Annotated in this window: 24 protein-coding genes; 11 read left to right on the top strand and 13 right to left on the bottom strand. The window is 70.4% G+C overall.

Going from position 1 to position 18,035, the window contains the following annotated elements; genetic code table 11:
* Positions 1–55: 55 nt before the first annotated feature.
* Positions 56–1,240, bottom strand: coding sequence for an NsdA family TPR-like regulatory protein (locus E1291_RS16225; RefSeq protein WP_131738643.1), 1,185 nt, complete (start codon positions 1,238–1,240; stop codon positions 56–58).
* A 142-nt stretch (positions 1,241–1,382) separates the two neighbouring features.
* On the opposite strand from E1291_RS16225, the gene E1291_RS16220 reads away from it, so the two are divergent.
* Both E1291_RS16220 and E1291_RS16215 read left to right on the top strand, forming a co-directional pair.
* A complete protein-coding gene (locus tag E1291_RS16220; protein WP_131738642.1) occupies positions 1,383–1,715 on the top strand; it encodes a hypothetical protein in 333 nt (110 codons plus the stop codon).
* 257 nt (positions 1,716–1,972) lie between these two features.
* Entirely contained in the window at positions 1,973–2,224 is a 252-nt protein-coding gene (locus E1291_RS16215; protein ID WP_131738641.1) for a hypothetical protein, read from the top strand.
* A gap of 463 nt (positions 2,225–2,687) precedes the next feature.
* Here E1291_RS16215 and E1291_RS16210 read toward each other — a convergent pair whose 3' ends face one another.
* Positions 2,688–3,218 (bottom strand): GNAT family N-acetyltransferase, encoded by a 531-nt coding sequence (locus tag E1291_RS16210; protein WP_131738640.1) that lies wholly within the window; start codon positions 3,216–3,218, stop codon positions 2,688–2,690.
* A gap of 3 nt (positions 3,219–3,221) precedes the next feature.
* Complete coding sequence (locus E1291_RS16205) at positions 3,222–4,520, bottom strand: helix-turn-helix domain-containing protein (RefSeq protein ID WP_131738639.1); 1,299 nt, start codon at positions 4,518–4,520, stop codon at positions 3,222–3,224.
* Positions 4,521–4,659: 139 nt separating this feature from the next.
* On the opposite strand from E1291_RS16205, the gene E1291_RS16200 reads away from it, so the two are divergent.
* From E1291_RS16200 to E1291_RS16185, 4 genes are read left to right on the top strand one after another with little or no spacing between them, the layout of a single operon-like run.
* On the top strand, positions 4,660–4,884 hold the full coding sequence (locus tag E1291_RS16200; protein WP_131738638.1) for a hypothetical protein: 225 nt from the start codon (positions 4,660–4,662) through the stop codon (positions 4,882–4,884).
* The gene (locus tag E1291_RS16195) at positions 4,881–5,204 is read left to right on the top strand and encodes a hypothetical protein (protein ID WP_131738637.1); all 324 of its coding nucleotides are present in this window, start codon (positions 4,881–4,883) and stop codon (positions 5,202–5,204) included. Before E1291_RS16200 ends, E1291_RS16195 begins: the two co-directional genes overlap by 4 nt.
* Positions 5,197–5,436 carry a hypothetical protein gene (locus tag E1291_RS16190; protein ID WP_131738636.1) on the top strand — a complete coding sequence of 80 codons (240 nt, stop codon included), beginning with the start codon at positions 5,197–5,199 and terminating at the stop codon, positions 5,434–5,436. The genes E1291_RS16195 and E1291_RS16190 overlap by 8 nt, the downstream gene beginning before the upstream one ends.
* On the top strand, positions 5,433–5,687 hold the full coding sequence (locus E1291_RS16185; protein ID WP_131738635.1) for a hypothetical protein: 255 nt from the start codon (positions 5,433–5,435) through the stop codon (positions 5,685–5,687). The genes E1291_RS16190 and E1291_RS16185 overlap by 4 nt, the downstream gene beginning before the upstream one ends.
* Positions 5,688–6,443: 756 nt before the next feature.
* Here E1291_RS16185 and E1291_RS16180 read toward each other — a convergent pair.
* Genes E1291_RS16180 through E1291_RS16170 form a run of 3 tightly spaced genes read right to left on the bottom strand, consistent with a single transcriptional unit; the run spans position 6,444 to position 8,022 of the window.
* Entirely contained in the window at positions 6,444–6,929 is a 486-nt protein-coding gene (locus E1291_RS16180) for a GNAT family N-acetyltransferase (RefSeq protein ID WP_207400760.1), read from the bottom strand.
* Positions 6,926–7,306 carry a hypothetical protein gene (locus E1291_RS16175; protein ID WP_131738634.1) on the bottom strand — a complete coding sequence of 127 codons (381 nt, stop codon included), beginning with the start codon at positions 7,304–7,306 and terminating at the stop codon, positions 6,926–6,928. The genes E1291_RS16180 and E1291_RS16175 overlap by 4 nt, the downstream gene beginning before the upstream one ends.
* 11 nt (positions 7,307–7,317) lie before the next feature.
* Positions 7,318–8,022, bottom strand: a complete 705-nt coding sequence (locus E1291_RS16170) for a hypothetical protein (RefSeq protein WP_131738633.1) — start codon at positions 8,020–8,022, stop codon at positions 7,318–7,320.
* A 323-nt stretch (positions 8,023–8,345) separates the two neighbouring features.
* Here E1291_RS16170 and E1291_RS16165 point away from each other — a divergent pair, with 323 nt between their 5' ends.
* The 3 genes from E1291_RS16165 to E1291_RS16160 all read left to right on the top strand — a co-directional run bounded on the left by E1291_RS16165 (position 8,346) and on the right by E1291_RS16160 (position 9,203).
* A complete protein-coding gene (locus E1291_RS16165; protein WP_131738632.1) occupies positions 8,346–8,693 on the top strand; it encodes a hypothetical protein in 348 nt (115 codons plus the stop codon).
* Positions 8,694–8,829: 136 nt separating this feature from the next.
* Entirely contained in the window at positions 8,830–8,955 is a 126-nt protein-coding gene (locus tag E1291_RS44635) for a hypothetical protein (RefSeq protein ID WP_278045263.1), read from the top strand.
* Entirely contained in the window at positions 8,952–9,203 is a 252-nt protein-coding gene (locus E1291_RS16160; RefSeq protein ID WP_131738631.1) for a hypothetical protein, read from the top strand. Before E1291_RS44635 ends, E1291_RS16160 begins: the two co-directional genes overlap by 4 nt.
* 480 nt (positions 9,204–9,683) lie before the next feature.
* Here the strand turns inward: E1291_RS16160 and glnA are convergent, their stop codons facing one another.
* Positions 9,684–11,108 carry a type I glutamate--ammonia ligase gene (glnA, locus tag E1291_RS16155; protein WP_131738630.1) on the bottom strand — a complete coding sequence of 475 codons (1,425 nt, stop codon included), beginning with the start codon at positions 11,106–11,108 and terminating at the stop codon, positions 9,684–9,686.
* A 152-nt stretch (positions 11,109–11,260) separates the two neighbouring features.
* Here glnA and E1291_RS16150 point away from each other — a divergent pair, with 152 nt between their 5' ends.
* The gene (locus E1291_RS16150; protein ID WP_131738629.1) at positions 11,261–11,743 is read left to right on the top strand and encodes an RDD family protein; all 483 of its coding nucleotides are present in this window, start codon (positions 11,261–11,263) and stop codon (positions 11,741–11,743) included.
* Positions 11,744–11,772: 29 nt separating this feature from the next.
* On the opposite strand, the gene E1291_RS16145 is transcribed toward E1291_RS16150, so the two are convergent.
* Entirely contained in the window at positions 11,773–12,468 is a 696-nt protein-coding gene (locus E1291_RS16145) for a DUF4191 domain-containing protein (protein WP_131738628.1), read from the bottom strand.
* A gap of 102 nt (positions 12,469–12,570) precedes the next feature.
* Complete coding sequence (lipA, locus tag E1291_RS16140; RefSeq protein WP_131738627.1) at positions 12,571–13,500, bottom strand: lipoyl synthase; 930 nt, start codon at positions 13,498–13,500, stop codon at positions 12,571–12,573.
* A 233-nt stretch (positions 13,501–13,733) separates the two neighbouring features.
* On the opposite strand from lipA, the gene E1291_RS16135 reads away from it, so the two are divergent.
* A complete protein-coding gene (locus tag E1291_RS16135) occupies positions 13,734–14,207 on the top strand; it encodes a DUF1877 family protein (RefSeq protein WP_242614192.1) in 474 nt (157 codons plus the stop codon).
* 138 nt (positions 14,208–14,345) lie between these two features.
* Here E1291_RS16135 and lipB read toward each other — a convergent pair whose 3' ends face one another.
* From lipB to sucB, 4 genes are all read right to left on the bottom strand, one after another.
* Positions 14,346–15,014 carry a lipoyl(octanoyl) transferase LipB gene (lipB, locus tag E1291_RS16130; RefSeq protein ID WP_131738655.1) on the bottom strand — a complete coding sequence of 223 codons (669 nt, stop codon included), beginning with the start codon at positions 15,012–15,014 and terminating at the stop codon, positions 14,346–14,348.
* A 395-nt stretch (positions 15,015–15,409) separates the two neighbouring features.
* Positions 15,410–16,147, bottom strand: a complete 738-nt coding sequence (locus E1291_RS16125) for a Type 1 glutamine amidotransferase-like domain-containing protein (RefSeq protein ID WP_131738625.1) — start codon at positions 16,145–16,147, stop codon at positions 15,410–15,412.
* A gap of 86 nt (positions 16,148–16,233) precedes the next feature.
* Positions 16,234–17,121: a TIGR01777 family oxidoreductase gene (locus tag E1291_RS16120; protein ID WP_131738624.1), complete on the bottom strand. Its 888-nt coding sequence runs from the start codon at positions 17,119–17,121 to the stop codon at positions 16,234–16,236.
* 124 nt (positions 17,122–17,245) lie between these two features.
* A partial coding sequence (sucB, locus tag E1291_RS16115) for a 2-oxoglutarate dehydrogenase, E2 component, dihydrolipoamide succinyltransferase (RefSeq protein WP_131738623.1) occupies positions 17,246–18,035 on the bottom strand: 790 nt, incomplete at its 5' end.

Here is an 18,035-nt window from a genome sequence, read left to right as displayed (position 1 = left end):
CACTCAAGTCAGGTGGAGGAGCACGTGAACGAGACTGGGCCCGGTACGTTGCGCTTCAGCGCAGCCCGGCTACCAGGTGCCGGAGGGGACTTGAGTCGGTCTGTCCCGCGATCGTCTCGACCTCGTCGAGGATGCGGTCTGCTTCGGTGTCTTCGTGCAGCGTCCGATAGGCCCGCGCCAGGTCGCCGAGATAGTAGGCGCACCATTCCGAGCGCCGCGTCTCGGCGGGCATCCCGGCGAGCCCGGCTTTCAGCAGTGTCACGGCGGTCTCCGTGCGGTCGGCGAGGTAGAGGTAGGCGCGGGCCCGCTGCATGGTCAGCAGCTCGGGGTTGAAAAAGTAGATCCACGGCGGTTCTTGGTCCGGCCGCTCGGCGGCCTCCGTTGTCAGCACGTGAGCGAGATCCAGCCCGCGTTCTGTCCGGTCCGCGTTTCCGCTGATGGCGTGGCCTCGCGCTTCCTGCTGTGCCGCCAGCGCCCGGACACCGGCGCTCGCCCGGCCTTCCCCGGCCGCGACCTGGGACAGGCCGATCATGGGACCCACCGCTCCCCGCAACCAGGCGGCATGCCCTTTCATGCTCCACGCGGTGGCGGTCATGTCTGGTGCGTCTGCTTCGGTGGCCCAGACGATCGCCCTGTCATAGAGGTGTTCGGCCTCGTCCAGGCGGCGGCTGGAAGCATTGAGCCACGCGGCGAACTGGGCCCACTGTGCGGCGACGTCCATCACCTTGGGGCGGATCGAGCCGCGTGCCCCCCGGACGAGTTCTTCGACGGTGGCGAGTTGCTCTCGTACCGGAGCGAGAAGCGCGTCGGACCCGATGATGTCTTCGAGGCGCCGTTGAGCAGCCAGCACCGCGGCCAGCGACGTGACGACGGCCAGGTCAGTGCGCGCCGGCCGCCGCGATGCCGCCACGAGCCGTTGTTCGTCATCGGGTGTGAACGCGCCGTCGAGGGTGTCATCACGCCACGGCGAACCCGGTAACGATGCCTGATCGCCGAACAGTTCGTCCTCGGGGATCTCCAGTGCGGCGGCGTACAGGAGCCGGTAGCGGGGTCCCACGGAGTGCTCGCCGGACTCGTGGCCGCGGATGGTCCGTTCGATGTTCTTGCGCGTGGGCAACTGGGCGGCGACGCGGGCGGGGGCGACCTCGCGGAACAGTGCGGCGAGGTCGGCGACGACCAGGCCCCGCTTCTTGCGCTCGGCGCGCAACCGTGCGCCATCTCGTGGGTTTTCGGCGGACATGTTGCGATGCACCTCGGCCGGATTTCCGCGAAGGCGTGGGCTCGCCTCCGCCTGATTCCGCGATTATCACGCTGACCTGCGCCCCCTGCCACCAGTTCACTTGCAGTGACCGGAAAGCCACCGTACATAGCAGGAGACGCCCATGGAGACAGACGACCGCCCCGAGCCCGAGCATCCGGACGCTTACGCGCGGCTCGGGGCGCTGATGTCGAGGCTTCACGCCCACGGGCTGGAGACGACGCTTCAGCGGCGCAAGCTGATCGTGATCAACCCGAAAGAGCCGGGCTGCTGTGACGACGTCCCGCGCCTCGCGGACACGATCACGTGCAGGCCGCGCCGGGACGACGGCGGGCGCTTGTGGTTTTGGACGAGTTGGGGCGAGCCGATCGCCGAGGCGAACCACATCGTCGACGCGGCCCTGGCGGTCGCGACGACGCTTCGTGCGGTGACGTCCGGGAGCGGCGCCGGTGAGTGAGTTCGAGCGTGGGCGTGGGGGGACGGGTAAGGCGGCAGATTCCCCGCGTCCGCTTCACCGATCCAGCGGTTCGGCGTCGAGGACGCCGGCGGCGTCTTCTTCCTCGTCGACCCGCTGACGCGCGACATCCGCGGCACCCTCGTCGACCTCGGTGACGGCTGGTGGCGCTGCCGGACACCGCGTGGCGAGAAGCGCGAAGTGTTCGTCAAGCCCGGAACCGCCGAGCCGTGGCGGGACGCCGCGGAGCGAATAGCGGCATGAGCGACGCATTCGAGCGGCTCGACGAGCTGGCCACACTGGTTCAGCGGCGTTTCCCGCACATCGCGCCGATCCGTCCCACCGGGTCGCGGATCCTCTACCTGCTGCGCCGCGGTGAGGGCACCCTGTACGTCCTCTGGGACTCCGAGCAGGCCGAGTACGCCTGGTACGGGCCGGACGGGCGTGGCCCCTGCCTCGGCCCGGACGCGCTATCGGCCGCCAAGGCCGTCGGCGAGGAACTCGCCCTGTGAACGCTGCGGCCCCGGGAGCCTGCGCGGGGCGCTGGGGCTGCCGCCCCCCTGACACCGGGACCTCGGGTTGAAGGCGCGCACCCGGGGGCCCGGCCACCAGCTTCCACGTCCTGAGGACGCCGTCGCCCTTGTGGACGTCTTCAATAGGACCGGCGCGTCTGGACCGCATGCCAGGGATGACCAACAGGGCGCACGGCCGATGAATCCCTGCGACACTGCATCCCGTCGCCCCTCGTTTCAGCGGGACCCCCGGGTTTTCTGCACAACCGGCGGGTTGCTGAAGAATCGACCCGCAGTACCGGCCCCAAGCCCTGGACTACCTGCGGCTTTACCCTGGGGTCCTCATCACCCCCACGAGGGTTCGCAACGCGTACACGGTGAGACGAGCTCGACGCCGAGTAGCCCACGACGGAGCTCCGCGCGTGTGGTGCACTCAACGGCAAGCTTCAGCCGGATGTGGTTCCTAGTCCTGGTGAAGCGGCAACACCAGCACATCCGAGAACGGCGGTTCCGCTCGGAACTCGCCTGCCTTCTCCCAGCCCCATTGCAGGTACATGTCATAGGCGTCCGCGTCGATCACCGCGGCGAGGGTGGCGTACCGTTCTGGCCGTCCGGCGAGCAAGTGCTCTAGCATGCGCCGACCGAGACCGTGTCTGCGCTCTGGCTTGCTGACCACCAGCTCGATCACCGCGTACTTATCGGCGTCGAGGTGCGTGCGGGACGGTGGTGAGGCGTTCGCCCACCACGCGCCCGGCATCATTGAGAACCCGAATGCGAAGCCCACCAGCACGGCGTTCCGGCGTGCCGTCACCAGGCGGAAGCCCGACGCGAGCGCTTGGTCTCGGGTTCGCGCGAGGAATCGGGGGCGGGAGAACTTCTCCGCCGACCTGTAGGGCGGTTCGGCATACACCTGCTCGTACAGATCCGCGAGCTCGTCCAGCGCGTCGAGTGCGGCCCGGTGGTCATCGACGTTGACGGCGACCTCGTAAGGCACGGTTCAGTCCTCGTCGGCGGCGGGCAGCGCGAACGTGTCACGGTAATCGCGCACGGCTGGCCGGGCCAGATCAGCATCGGGCACCGCGTCCAAGACCATGTGGGCGGCCCGCTGGATCGTGGTCGTCCGTTGTGCCGTTGCGAGCCCTTCGACCGTGCGGCCGGCGTGCTCCACTCCCGCGACGACGTCTCCGTCTCGGACCATGCCGGTGGCCTGTAGCAGTTCGATCTGTGCGCGCTGGCGGCGCATCGAAACCGGGTAGCGGGCTAGCGCCGCCGACCGTGCTCGTTGGGCTAGGGCGGTGTCGCCCGTGTAGGTGTACGTGAACGCCGCGGTGTGGTGCAACGCCGTCTCGGGCCATGCTCCGGTGGCAAGCCGGTCGTCGGGGGCCGCGGAGGGGAGCCGCTCCCACTGAGCCTCCAGGTCGCGCATCGCGGCAGCGGCCTCGCCGGCACGGCCGTTGATCATCGCGAGGGCCTGCGCACGGGCGGCCATGGCCTCCAGGACGGCCGCGCCGCCATGGCCCCTCGCGAGTTTGAGTGCGTCCTGAGAGAGGCGGAGCACCGCCGATAGTGGACGAGCGGCGTAAAGCGCGTTCATGGCCTCGTAGCCACGGACCCACACTCGCAGGTCACGGTCTTTGGACGCGTCCGCGGCGTGCCGGGCGGTCTTCCACCAGTTGCGCGCGTGGCGACGCTCGCCGAGGCTGGATACGGTCATGGCCATGAGCGCGGCCAGCTTTCCGGCCGGGCCGCACAGATTGTCCTGCAATGCGTTCCGCTTGGCGGAGTTGACGGTGTCCAGGAGCGCGACGAAGTCGGCGGCGAGGTCCGGGAGGAGGTCTCCTGGCGGGGTGATGAGAAACGCGTGGCCGTGCTCGAAAGCGATCTCTTCCCAGTCTTGAACGAGGTGCTCCTCCGCGCCGCCGGGCAGGGCACTGGTCAGGGCTTGACGGATTGGTTCTAGGGGTTCAACGCGCGAAGCGGTCTCGACGCCGAGGAGACCTAGGCATGCGAGCAGTCGCCGGCGTTCCTCGTCGTGATCTGGTGCATTGACGGTGGCGAACAGGTCGTCCTCGTCTATGTTGAAGACGTTGGCGTAGGCGCTGGTCCAATCGCGAGGCAGGTGTTCGCCTCGCTCGTACCCGCGTATCTGGCGGGCCAGGGAATCGATCTGCTGTCGGGTGGGCGTCACCCCGGAGGCGGTGAAGAGAGCCCGCGCCATCTGTGGTTTCGACCAGGCGCGGGACTCTCGTTCTGTTTGTATCCGTACTGCCCACTCGGGGTGTTCGTCGTCGCTCATCCCGCGTGCACCATTCGCCGGATATTGCTGGGCGGACCCTGAACAGTCCGCCGCTCAGGCCGCCAGTATCCGCCTACCAGGACACGGACAGCAGGGCTTTCACTGTCTGTGACCCAATTGCCACGAGCGCAGGGAGCGCATGGTGCACGCCGTCCCTGAACTGCCAGCCGAGAAGAGCAAGGCTCGCCTCGTCGACGAGTTCCCCGGCTGGAACTTCATCAACACCGACACCGGCCGATGGTGGGCGATCCGGGAGCCGAAGGCGGGCCGCCGGTCGAACGTCGTCACCGAGCTGGCGACCGACACCGCGGACGAGCTCGCCGAACTGCTGCGCGAGGCGGACGCCGTGGAGGCCGGCCGATGAGCGGGAGTGCGGAGCCCGAGCACCCGGACGCCTACGCGCGGCTTGGGGCGCTGATGTCCAGGCTTCACGTCTACGGGCTGGAGACGGTTCTTCAGCGACGCGAACTGATCGTGATCAACCCGGAGGCGTCGGGGTGCTGTGACGACGTGCCGCGCCTCGCGGACACGATCACGTGCAGGCCGCGGCGGGACGACGGCGGGCGGCTGTGGCTCTGGACGAGCTGGGGTGAGCCGATCGCCGAGGCCAACCACGTCATCGACGCGGCATTGAGGGTCGCGACGACGCTTCGTGCGACGTCCGGGAGCGACACCAGTGAATGAGTTCGAGCGTGGGCGCGGGGGGACGGTTAAAGCGGCAGAGCCCCTCGCGTCCGCTTCATCGGCCGGGCGCCTCGACGTCGAGGGCGGCGATGGCGTCTACCTCCTCCTCGACCCGCAGACCCGCCACATCCGCGGAACGCTCGTCGACCTCGGTGATACCCGCGAGGTGTTCGTCGCGGCGGGGACGGCCGAGCCGTGGCGGAACGCGGCCGAGAGGGTGGCAGCGGCATGAGCGACGACGCGTTCGAGCTCCTCGACGAGCTGGCCGCACTGGTTCAACGGCGCTCCCCGCACATCGCGCCGATCCGCCCCGCGGGATCGAGCATCCTCTACCTGCTGCGCCGCGGCGAGGGCACCCTGTACGTCCTCTGGGCCCGTGAGAGAGCCGAGTACGCCTGGTACGGGCCGTCCGGGCGCGGCCCCTACCTCGGCCCAGACGCGCCGGACGCGGCCGAGGCCATCGGCGAGGAACTCGCCCAGTGAACGCTGTGGCCCCGGGAGCCCGTGCGGAGCGCCGGGGTCGCCTCGGTGGACGTCTTCACCAGGGGTGGCGCGTCCGGACCCCATGCCAGTGATGACCAGCAGCGCGCAGGGCCGATGAATCGCTGCAATACTGCGTCCCGTCGGTCCTCGTTTTAGCGGGACCCCCGGGTCTGGTGCACAACCGGAGGGTCGCTGAAGAATCGACCAGCAGCGCCAGCCCCGAGCCGCGGACCACCTGCGGCTTTACCCTGGGGTCCTCATCGCCCCTACGAGGGTTCGCAACGTGTAGATCACTCGACCTCCATCACGTAGGAGGCCGTCCTCATCGCCCCTACGAGGGTTCGCAACGCCACTCCCGTCAAGCCTGCCGCGAGCCCGGCATGGTCGAGTCCTCATCGCCCCTACGGGGGCTCTGAGATGCAGGAACGGCCCTGTTCTCTCTCGCGGGAGAACAGGGCCGTCCGTCCGGTCGGGTTTCCCCATCCGCTGAAGCATGGCCTAGATGTCGTCGTACGGCTCGAACTCTACGCTGGCGGTCTATGATCTGCGGCGAACTAGTGATCACGCTTCTGACCTGTACATTTGCCAGCTGGCCACTTCGGGGCGTTTCCGGGGTTTGCTGAACGTCCGGCGGAACTGAGGTGACGAGAGCCCGCCGCCGGTAAGCTCTCTGGCGCTCCGAGCTACTTGCTGCGGCGCTCACTAAACGAGACTGGGCCCCGCTCGGAAGCGGAGGCGGGCCGGTGCATCGCCTGCTCAGGCGAGTGCCGACGTGATGGCGGTGTGATCGGCTCGGTAGAACAGCTTCGGGTGTTGCGCCAGGCCGAGGTCACGGTAGAACTGCTGGGCGCTGTCATTCTCTCTGTCGGTCGTCCACTCGACTCGGCTGCACTCGTGCTCGGTGGCGACGTCGAGTAGGGCTCGCATGAGTTCCGTCCCGATGCCACTCCGCCATCGGCTCTCAGCGACGTACAGCTCCTTGAGGTACAACGACCGGGTCAGGCCGACGGCGGGCCACAGGAACGAGTACGAGGCGATGCCCACGAGCTGACCGGCATCCCAGGCCAGGAGCGCGTATGCGGCCGGCGGGTCGGAGAACAGGGCCTGTTCGACCTGGCGGCGGCGAACACCGAGGGGTTCGAACTCGGTGGCTCCGTAGAACCGGTCCATCTCTTCCAGCAGGGTGACGATGGCGTCGATGTGCTCGGAGTCGGCTGCGGTCACGGTCACGGTCACGTTCACGGGGCGTCTCCCTCGGGGGTAGCGGTCAGGAGTTCGCGAAGCTGCCGAGCGGAAGCGAGGGCCTGCTGACGCGGTGGGAGTGCGTCCAGGACTTCATGGCCGCGAAGGTCAATGATGCCTTGCCGCTGCTGGTCGTCCAGTGCCGCGAGCGCATCCGTCGCGACCTCCAATGCGCCTGTGCTGTCACCATCACGGAGGAGGCACAAGGTGCGATCCAGGCGGGTCAGAGTCCTGTCCATGAAGTCGCTGGAGGGGTACAGGGCGAGGGCGCACTGCTGGGCGTCCCACGCCCTGTCCGTGTCTCCCAGGTGCGTCAGGGCGCTGCCTTCGTGGAAGCGAAGTTGGGCCTCGTTGTAGCCGAATGCGGACGTGTTCACCTTTGCCGGACCTAGCTGGTCGAGCAGACTCTCAGCGCGCCGGAGGGCTGCGCGGGTCTCCTCGGCCCGCGCCGGCCCGAGAGCCGCTTGAGCACGGGCCTCCAGTGCCGCTGCCAGGACGGCCCCGACCATCGGCTGTTCACCTGCTGAGACATCTCGGCCAGAGCTATGGCCTCGGTGAAGTCGGAGGCGTAGTAGTGCCCGTACGCCTCTTGCGCCAGCACCCAGGCATGGGTGTCCGAATCTCGTGCCTCGGCCGCCGCGATGCGCGCGGTCCGAGCCCACTGCCGGAACGCGGTCCGGTCGTCCAGCTTGATCAGCGTCAGGCACATCAGACCCGCCATCTGCGCCACCGTCCGTGTCAGGTGCACCACCGTGCCCGCCGAACGCTGGCGCTTCAGCGCGTGACTCAGCTCGGCCAGGTCGGCCGCCAGATCGTGCATCAACGCGATGGCGGGCCGGTCTCGTGTGGCCTCGGCATGCCGGAGGACGGACGATTCCCAATCGTCCAACGCCGCCGGTGGCATCGCCCCGATGGTCAGCGTCTCGTCCACGCCCCGCCGCAGACGCGCATATCCGGGGTCGGGACGGGACCGGGGGCCGGGAGGCAGCGGAGCGCCGAACAGCTCCAGCTCAGGCAGGCCGGTAACGCGGGCGTACAGCGGACGGTAGATCACACCAGGGATGTGGTCGCCGCGCTCCCACTGCTGGACCATCTTGCTAAGGCTCGTAACCGCCGGGAGTTCCGCAGCACATGGGCCGGCGGCGGACCGCAGCATCAACGCCCACTTCTCTCGCGAGTACCTCGCGCGTCCATGGCGGTCTCGTGGTTCCTCGCGCAGCCTGCGCAGGCGTGCGCCGATCGTTTTCCTGTTCGTCTGATCGTCGGCGGTGGACACTGCGATGCACCTCTCGCCTGAGGGGGAAGACATGCCCTCACCGTCTTTCCAGCCCTTGCCAGTCTTCCTCTGTCGGTGCGGCAGCCGCCACAGCTTCACTGAAGGTGACCGAATCGCTACTGTGCATCGCAGGAGACGCCATGAAGACCACGGCGCGGCAGTCCGACGAGCGTCCGGAGCCCGAGCACCCGGACGCTTACGCGCGGCTCGGTGCGCTGATGTCCCGCCTTCACGCCTACGGGCTGGAGACGACTTTTCAGCGGCGCAAGCTGATTGTGATCAACCCGGAGGCGTCGGGGTGCTGTGACGACGTGCCGCGGCTTGCGGACACGGTCACGTGCATGCCGCGCGGGGACGACGGCGGCCGGTTGTGGTTCTGGACGAGTTGGGGCGAGCCGATCGCCGAGGCGAACCACATCGTCGACGCGGCCCTGGCGGTCGCGACGACGCTTCGTGCGGTGACGTCCGGGAGCGGCGCCGGTGAGTGAGTTCGAGCGTGGGCGCGGGGGGACGGGTAAGGCGGCAGAGCCCTCCGCGTCCGCTTCACCGGTCCGGCGTCTCGATGTCGAGGGCGTCGGTAGCGTCTTCTTTCTCGTCGACCCGCAGACTCGTGACATCCGTAGGATGCTCTTCGATCTCGGCGGCGGGTGGTGGCGGTGCCGGACGCCGCGTGGTGAAGCGCGCGAGGTGTTCGTCCCGCCATGGGTGGACGAGTCGTGGCGGAACGCGGCCGAGCGGGTGGCGACATGAGCGACGCCTACGAGCGCCTTGACGAGCTGGCCGCACTGGTTCAGCGGCGCTTTCCGCACATCGCGGCGATCCGTCCCAGCGGGTCGCGGATCCTCTACCTGCTGTGCCGTGGTGAGGGTGCCCTGTACGTCCTGTGGGACTCCGAGCAGGGCGCGTACGCCTGGTACGGGCCGGACGGGCGTGGCCCCTACCTCGGCCCGGACGCGCCAGCGGCCGCCAAGGCCATCGGCGAGGAACTCGCCCCGTGAACACCGCGGCCCCGAGAGTCCTGCGCAGGGCGCTGGGGCCGCCGCCCCCTGACACCGGGACCTCGGGTCAAAGGCGTGCCCGAGGTCCCGGCAGCCGGCTACCACGTCCTGAGGACGCCGTCGCCCTAGTGGACGTCTTCATTGGGACCCCCGGGTCTTCTGCACGACCGGAGGGTCGTTGAAGAATCGACCCGCAGCAACGGCCTCAAGCTGTGGACCACCTGCGGCATTACCCTGGGGTCCTCGTCAACCCTGCGAGGGTTCGCGACTCACAGGTGCACCCGGCGACCTGCTTGGGTGTCGCGTCCACCTCATCCCTACGAGGGTTCGCACCGACCAGATGGCCGACGCCAACGAGGTACTCCGCCTCCTGTCCTCATCGTCCCTACGAGGGCTCTGCATGCAGGAACGGCCCTGTTCTCTCTCGCGGGAGAACAGGGCCGTTCGGGCGGTTGGGTTTCCCGCCCAAATAAGCATGGTCTAGATGTCGTAGTACAGCTCGAACTCGTGGGGGTGGGGGCGGAGGCGGATGGGGTCGATCTCGAACTCGTTCTTCATCGCGATGTAGGTCTCGATGAGGTCCGGGGTGAAGACGCCGCCTTCGAGGAGGTAGTCGTGGTCGGCCTCCAGGGAGGCCAGGACCGCGGGGAGGGAGCCGGGGACCTGCGGGATGGCGCGGGCCTCCTCGGGCGGGAGTTCGTAGAGGTCCTTGTCGATCGGCTCGGCGGGCTCGATCTTGTTCTTGATGCCGTCCAGCCCGGCCATCAGCATGGCGGAGAAGGCCAGGTAGGGGTTGCAGGACGGGTCGGGCACGCGGAACTCGATGCGCTTGGCCTTGGGGTTCGAGCCGGTGATCGGGACGCGGATGCAGGCGGACCGGTTGCGCTGGGAGTAGACCAGGTTCACCGGGGCCTCGAAGCCCGGGACGAGACGGTGGTAGGAGTTCACCGTCGGGTTCGTGAAGGCCAGCAGGGACGGGGCGTGCCGGAGCAGGCCGCCGATGTAATAGCGGGCGCTGTCGGACAGGCCCGCGTAGCCGACCTCGTCGTAGAACAGCGGCGAGCCGTCCTTCCAGAGGGACTGGTGGACGTGCATGCCGGAGCCGTTGTCGCCGAAGATCGGCTTGGGCATGAAGGTGACGCTCTTGCCGGCGGCGCGGGCGACGCTCTTGACGATGTACTTGTAGAGCATCAGGTTGTCGGCGGTCTTCAGCAGGGTGTCGAAGCGGAAGTCGATCTCCGCCTGGCCCGCGGTGCCGACCTCGTGGTGCTGCATCTCGACGGCGATGCCGGAGGAGATGAGCTGGGAGACCATCTCCGAGCGCAGGTCGGTGTAGTGGTCCATCGGCGGGACGGGGAAGTAGCCGCCCTTGTAGGGGGGCTTCGCGCCGAGGTTGCCGCCGGGCTCCTCGCGGCCCGTGTTCCACGCGCCCTCGATGGAGTCGAGGAAGTAGTAGCCGGCGTTCGGCTTGGTCTCGAAGCGGACGTCGTCGAAGATGTAGAACTCGGCCTCGGGCCCGCAGTAGGCGGTGTCGGCGATGCCGGTGCCGCGCAGGTAGTCCTGCGCCTTCTTGGCGACGTTGCGGGGGTCGCGGCTGTAGGGCTCGCCGGTCAGCGGGTCGTGGACGAAGAAGTTCAGGATCAGGGTCTTGTGCTGCCGGAACGGGTCGAGGACCGCGGTGGCCGGGTCGGGAAGCAGGAGCATGTCCGACTCGTGGATCTCCTGGAAGCCCCGGACGGAGGAGCCGTCGAACATCAGGCCGTCGGTGAAGACGCCCTCACCGAAGTTCTCCACGGGGAACGTGAAGTGCTGCATCTTGCCCGGCAGGTCCACGAACCGGCAGTCGACGAATCGGACTTCCTCGTCCCTGATGTAGCCCAGGACCTCTTCGGCGCTGCTGAACATCCGGCCTCCTCTGGGGGCGCTCCTCGGATCTTCGCACGCTAGGAGGGCACCGTTTCCCGGCCGTGTCCCGGGTGTTTCGGCTGTGTTACAGCTCACATGCGCAGGGGTCGGGCCGCGGCGGAGCCCACCGGGGGACCGGATAGCGTGGGGCCATGAGCAGTGGCAAGGGGCAGTCCGCCGGTCCGCGGTGGACGCAGACGTGGCTCGGCGGGGCGCGTGCGGCCGGGGCCGACCTCGGACGGCCGGGGGAGCGGTTCGGGTTTCCGCGGAGCGGGCGCGGCGCCATCGCGGGGTACGGCCGCCGGCTCGTGGCCCTGTTCGTCGACTGGGGGCTGTCGATGCTGGTGGCGAGCCTGCTGGCGCGCGCCTTCGACTGGTCCTCGGCGCAGCGCAGCCTGTGGACGCTCGTCATCTTCGGGATCCAGGCGTGGCTGCTGATCGCGCTGGCGGGAACGACGCTCGGCAAGCGGCTGTGCGGCCTGCGGGTCGTGCGGCTGGACGGGCGGCCCGTGGGCCTGGCGTGGGCGCTGGCCCGGACGCTGCTGCTGCTCGTGGTCGTCCCGGCGCTGCTGTGGGACCGTGACTACCGGGGCATGCACGACCGCGCGTCCAACACGGCGGTCGTCAACCTGTAGACCGGAAGGGCGCCCCGGGGGGCGCCCTCTCAGCGCATCTTCGGCTTGGGGCCCTTGGGCATCTTCGCGCCCTTCGGCATCGGGCCCTTCGGCATCTGCATGGAGCGGGGCAGCGCCTGGAGGCGGTCGTTCAGCTCCGACACCTGGGCCTTGGTGAGGTTGCGGGGCAGCTTCATCAGGTGCCGCTGCAGCTTGTCGACGGAGACCTGGCCCTCGTCGTCGCCGACCTGCACGTCGTAGATCGGGACCTGCTGGGCGGCGCGGGAGATCCGCTTCTTCTCGGCGCCGAGCAGCGGGCCGACCCGGTTGCGCGGCCCCTCCGAGACCAGCACCACGCCCGGACGGCCGACGGCGCGGTGCACCATGTCCAGGTTGCGGTTGCCGCTGACCGCCTCGGTGACGGTCCAGCCGCCGCGCATGTTCTTCAGGATCGCGGCGGCGGCGCCGGGCTGCCCGGCGATGACCCGGTACTGGGCGCGCTGCGCGAGCTGACCGAAGACGATCATGCCGACGGCGAGCGCGGCGAGGACGCCGAGCGGGATGAAGAACCACAGCTGGCCGATGAGCAGCCCGATGAGGATGACGACGACCAGGGTGCCGATCGCGGCGGCGGCGACGATCGGGAGGGCCTTCGGGTCGGCCTGCCGGAGCACCTGGGCGACCATGCGGATCTGCTTGAGGCGGCCCGGACGCTCCTGGGCCCCGTCCGTGGGCTGTTTCGACATGAAATCAAGGATAGTCGCGCCGGGACGCGCCCCCGACCCGGGGAGCCGCCGCGGCGGCGGCCCCTCGGGGCGTCCGGGCGGCGCTCCCGGGGACGGCCGGGCTCACGCCTCCCGGGCCTCGATCGCCTGCTTGTAGAGGCGCCCGGCGCGGTAGCTGGAGCGCACCAGCGGCCCCGACATGACGCCCGCGAAGCCGATCTCCTCCGCCTCGGCGGCCAGCTCGACGAACTCCTCGGGCTTGACCCACCGCTCCACCGGGTGGTGCCGCTTGCTCGGCCGCAGGTACTGGGTGATCGTGATGAGCTCGCAGCCCGCCGCGTGCAGGTCGCGCAGCGCCTCGGAGACCTCCTCGCGGGTCTCGCCCATGCCGAGGATCAGGTTGGACTTGGTGACCAGGCCGTCCGCGCGGGCGCTGGTGATGACCTCCAGGGACCGCTCGTAGCGGAAGCCGGGCCGGATCCGCCGGAAGATCCGCGGCACGGTCTCCAGGTTGTGGGCCAGCACCTCGGGGCGGGACGAGAACACCTCGGCCAGCTGGCCGGCGTCGGCGTTGAAGTCGGGGATCAGCAGCTCGACGCCGCAGCCGGGGACGGCCGCGTGGATCTGCCGGACGGTCTCGGCGTACAGCCAGGCGCCGCCGTCCTCGAGGTCGTCGCGCGCGACCCCGGTGACCGTCGCGTACTTCAGGCCCATGGTGGCGACGGACTCGGCGACGCGGCGCGGCTCGTCCCGGTCGAGCGCGGCGGGCTTGCCGGTGTCGATCTGGCAGAAGTCGCACCGGCGGGTGCACTGGTCGCCCCCGATGAGGAAGGTGGCCTCGCGGTCCTCCCAGCATTCGAAGATGTTGGGGCAGCCGGCCTCCTGGCACACCGTGTGCAGCCCCTCGGACTTCACCAGTCCGACGAGCTCCTTGTACTGCGGGCCCATCTTCAGCCGCGTTTTGATCCACTCGGGCTTGCGCTCGATCGGGGTCTGGCTGTTGCGGGCCTCGATGCGCAGGAGCTTGCGCCCCTCAGGTGTCACCGTCGTCACCGTTTCAGGGTACGTGCCGGACGGCGGTGGCGGCACACCGGCCGCCCGGCGGGCTCGAAGGCGTCTCGGAGCGATATCGAATGCGTGACGAGAACCGCTTTCGCCTTGCCGATTCGCGTGTTTCCGCCGTTGCCGCCAGTGGATCTCTCTAGGGTGACTCCCTGTCGTCACGCAACAGCGTCAGCAGGAGGGCCGCAGTGGGTCTGGCAATGTCGTACCTCAGGGTGCCACCGGTGCTGGAGGGAGAGCCGGATCCCGGCCGGACCGCCCACCACCTCTTCGGCCGGCCCGACTGGCGCAGCCGGGGCGGGGCCGGGGTGTTCGAGCTGGGCGGGGCCTGGCAGATCATGCACTATCTCGTCACCGGCGACCCGTGGGAGGGCCGGCACCCGGAGGCCGACGCGGTGTGCGGCGGCCGGCTGCTGACCGAGGACGGCGCGGACGAGCTCGGCATGGACGTCATCTACCTGGCGCCGGAGCGGGTGAAGGTCGCCGCCGACCATCTCGCCTCGACGCCGTTCGGCAGCCTCATCGACCGGTACGACCCGGCGGCGATGGTGAAGGCGGGCGTGCAGGACGCCGCGGGCCTCGACGATGACGCCCGCGAGCGCGACCTCAGGCCCGTCTACGAGGCCCTGACGGCCTTTTTCACGGCGGCGGCCACCGAGGGACAGGCGATCTTCAAGGTCATGGCGCCGGGGAACTGAGCGCCGCGCGCCGCCGTCCGCGCGGACCGGTGCGGTTCCCGTGCCCCGGAACCGGGGGCGGGCGCACCGGCCCGCGCCCCGGTTCCGGGCCGGCCTACGCGCGGCCCGGGACGGGTGGGACGTCGTCGGACGGGTGACTCAGGCGAGGAGCTGGGCGGTGGTGCGGTGCAGCGTCTCCGCGGCGCCCAGGACCTCGCCGAGGTGGCGTTCGACGACGGGGGTGACCTCGGCGACCGTGACCTGGCGGCCGAGCTCGGCGCTGAGGCTGGTGGAGCCCGCGTCCCGGATCCCGCACGCGACGATCCGGTCGAACCACGACATGTCGTTGTCGCAGTTGAGCTGGAAGCCGTGCATGGTCACGCCCCGCGACACGCGGATCCCGATGGAGCCGACCTTGCGGTCGGGGGTGCCGCGCACCCACAGGCCGCTGCGGCCCTCGACGGTGACGGTCTCCAGGCCGAACTCGGCGCAGACGCCCATCATCATCCGCTCGAGCAGCCGGACGTAGCCGATCACGTCGACCGGGTCGGGCAGCCGGACGATGGGGTAGCCGGTGAGCTGCCCCGGCCCATGCCAGGTGATCTTGCCGCCGCGGTCCACGTCGACCACGGGGGCGCCCGGATCGCCGAGCGGCCGGTCGAGCGGCTCGGTGCGCTTGCCCGCGGTGTACACCGGCTGGTGCTCCAGCAGCAGGACGGTGTCGTGGACGTGGTCGTCGGCGCGCAGCGCGTGGGTGCGCCGCTGCAGGTCGAGGCCGTCCTCGTAGGGGACGGCGGCGGCGCCGAACCCGGCGTGCACGACCACCAGCCGCGCGCCGCCAAGGCCCGGCGGGGACGCCCCGGCCTGGTCGGCGGTGGTCCGGGGCGCCTCACGTACGTCTACTTCGCTCACGACCGCAAGCTTATGTCCCGCCCGTGGCCGCTGACAGGGCGGCCGCCGGCCTGCGTGCGGCGGCCTCGCGTCCGGGGCGGCGCGACGGCCGTGCCGTGGACGCCCCCGGGCTCGCCGGGAGCGCATGGCACGGGCCGAGCGGCGGTGAGCCGGACCGGGCCGGTCGTCTCCCCTCCACACGGGCGGAGTCGCACTGCCCACGGCCCCGCGCGAGTCCGGACGCGGCGGCCCCCGCACCGCTCGGTGCGCCGCGACGGCGCCCATGCGTGCCGCGACGGCGCGCCGAGTGGTCTAGGCGGCGGCCGGGTGGTCTACAGGGCCGCGAGGAGCCTGGGATCGAGGCGGGACTCCTTGGCGGTGCCGGGCCCGTCGGGTTCGACGCGGTAGGCGCCGGCCTCCTGCCGGTAGGAGACCGCTTGGACGAACTCGGTTCCGACGTAGTGCAGGCCCACGGCCTCGTCGGCCGCGTAGCCGCCCGGGAGGGTGCCCTCGCCGACGAGCTGCTGGAGCAGCGGCCTGCGCTGGGGGTCGCTGTCGTAGTGCACGCCGCACGAGTACGGCAGCAGCCCCAGGCCGTCGGTGAGCGGCCTGAGCTGCGGGCCGTAGGAGTCGGTGTTGCCGCCCACGTGCCAGCACAGCGCGCCCGCGCTCTGCCCGGACAGGACGACGCCCTCCCGCCAGGCCTCGCGCATGATCTCGTCGAGGCCGTGGAGGCGCCACAGGGCCAGGAGGTTGGCGACGCTCCCGCCGGAGACGTAGATGAGATCCTGGGTGAGCAGGTGGGTCCGCATGTCGGGCATGTTCGGCATGGGGAACAGGGCGAGGTGGCTCACCTCGGCGTCCAGCTTGGCGAACCCCTCGTACAGGCGCGCGACGTTCCGGTCGTTGTCGCCCACCGCCGTGGCGAGGAAGCAGATCCGCGGCCGGTCCTGGCCGGTCAGGTCGAGCGCGTAGCGCAGCAGGGGGCTCGGGTCGAGTCCCTCGCGGCCGTCGGGAACGAACGTGCCACCGCCGATGGCGAGGATGTGCGGCTGTCCGTCGGTGCTCAAATCACCCTCCTCCGGGGCCAGGATGTCTCATTGTCACCGTATGGCCACCGATCGGGAACGCGGCGGACTTTGTGGTTTCTTGGGGCTCACAGGACGGCTTCGAGGGCCGCGGTCAGCTCGGGGTGCGCGAACCGGAACCCGGCCTCCTCCAGCCGCCGCGGCAGGACGCGCTGGCTGACCAGGGGCCCCTCGTCGGCGAACCCGAGCAGCGCCGTCCGCAGCGCGAACCGCGGGACGGTGAGCGGCGTCGGGCGGCGCAGGGCGGCGCCGAGGGCCCGGGTGAGGTCCTCGTTGGTCACGGGGGAGGGCGCGGTGAGGTTGACGGGGCCGTCCAGGGCGCCGTCGATGAGGAAGCGCAGCGCGGCGATCTGGTCGGGCAGCGAGATCCAGCTCGTCCACTGCCGGCCGTCGCCGAGCCTGCCGCCGAGTCCGAGCCGGAACAGCGGCAGCGTGCGGCCGAGGATCCCGCCGCCGCGCGCCAGGACCACGCCCGTCCGCGGGTGGACGACCCGGACGCCGGCCTCCCGCGCGGACCGCGCGGCGGCCTCCCAGTCGCGGACGAGCTCGGCGAGGAACCCGCGGCCCATCGCGGCCTTCTCGTCGACCTCGTCGTCGCCGGTGTCGCCGTAGAAGCCGATCGCCGACCCGCACACCAGCACCGGCGGGCGCCGCGGGGCCGCGGCGATCGCCTCGGAGAGCGTCCGGGTGCCGCTGAGCCGGCTCTCCCTGATGCGCCGCTTGTAGGACTTCGTCCAGGGCCGGTCGCCCACTCCGGCGCCCGCCAGGTGCACCACGGCGTCGGCGCCGTCGACGGCGGCGACCTCGACGCAGCCGTCGGCGGGCGACCAGCGCGCCTCGTCGGAGGCGGCCGGCTCCCGGCGGACCAGGCGGACGACGTCGTGCCCGTCCGCGCGCAGCGATTTCACGAGCGCGGAGCCGATGAGGCCCGTCGATCCCGTCACGGTCACCCTCATGCCCACAGCCTAGGCGGGGAGGGCCCCGGTTCGCCCGCTCTCGCGCGGCGTCCCGGGTTTCCCCGGAGCGCGAAGCCCCGCCGCCCGGGGACGGGCGGCGGGGTCGCGGGGCCGTGCCGGCGGGTCAGAGACCGAGGTCGGCCTCGAAGTTGCCCTCCTCCAGGCGGTGCTTGATCGTGCCGAGGAAGCGCGCGGCGTCGGCGCCGTCGATCAGGCGGTGGTCGTAGGTCAGGGCCAGGTAGACCATGGACCGGACGGCGATGACCTCGCCCAGCTCGGGGTCGTCGATGACGGCGGGGCGCTTGACGACGGCGCCGGTGCCGAGCATGCCGACCTGCGGCTGGTTGAGGATCGGGGTGTCGAACAGCGCGCCGCGGCTGCCGGTGTTGGTCAGCGTGAACGTGCCGCCGGACAGCTCGTCCGGGCTCACCTTGTTGGTGCGGGTGCGCTCGGCGAGGTCGGCGATGCGCTGGGCGAGGCCGCCCAGGTTCAGCTGGCCGGCGTTGTGCACGACCGGGACCATCAGGCCCCGCTCGGGCACGTCCACCGCGATGCCGAGGTTCTCGACGTCGTGGTAGGTGACCTCGTTGCTCTCGCTGTCGATGACGGCGTTGACCTTCGGGTGCGCCTTGAGCGCCTCGATGGTCGCCAGCGCGAAGAACGGCAGGAAGGACAGCTTCACGCCCTCGCGGGACTGGAAGTCGGCCTTGGCGCGGTCCCGCAGCCGGGCGATCTTGGTGATGTCCACCTCGACCACGGTGGTGAGCTGCGCGGAGACCTGGAGCGACTCCACCATGCGCCGGGCGATCGTCTGCCGGATGCGCGACATCTTCTCGGTCCGGCCGCGCAGGGCGAGCTGCTCGGCCGGGGCGCCGGCGGGCGCGGGCGCGGCGTGCCGCCCGGCCGGGGCGGTG

The sequence above is a fragment of the Actinomadura roseirufa genome (assembly GCF_900659635.1).
GTDB lineage: Bacteria > Actinomycetota > Actinomycetes > Streptosporangiales > Streptosporangiaceae > Spirillospora > Spirillospora roseirufa.
The sequence above is the reverse complement of the archived record's forward strand: the minus strand, read 5'-3'. Positions and strand labels throughout refer to the sequence as shown.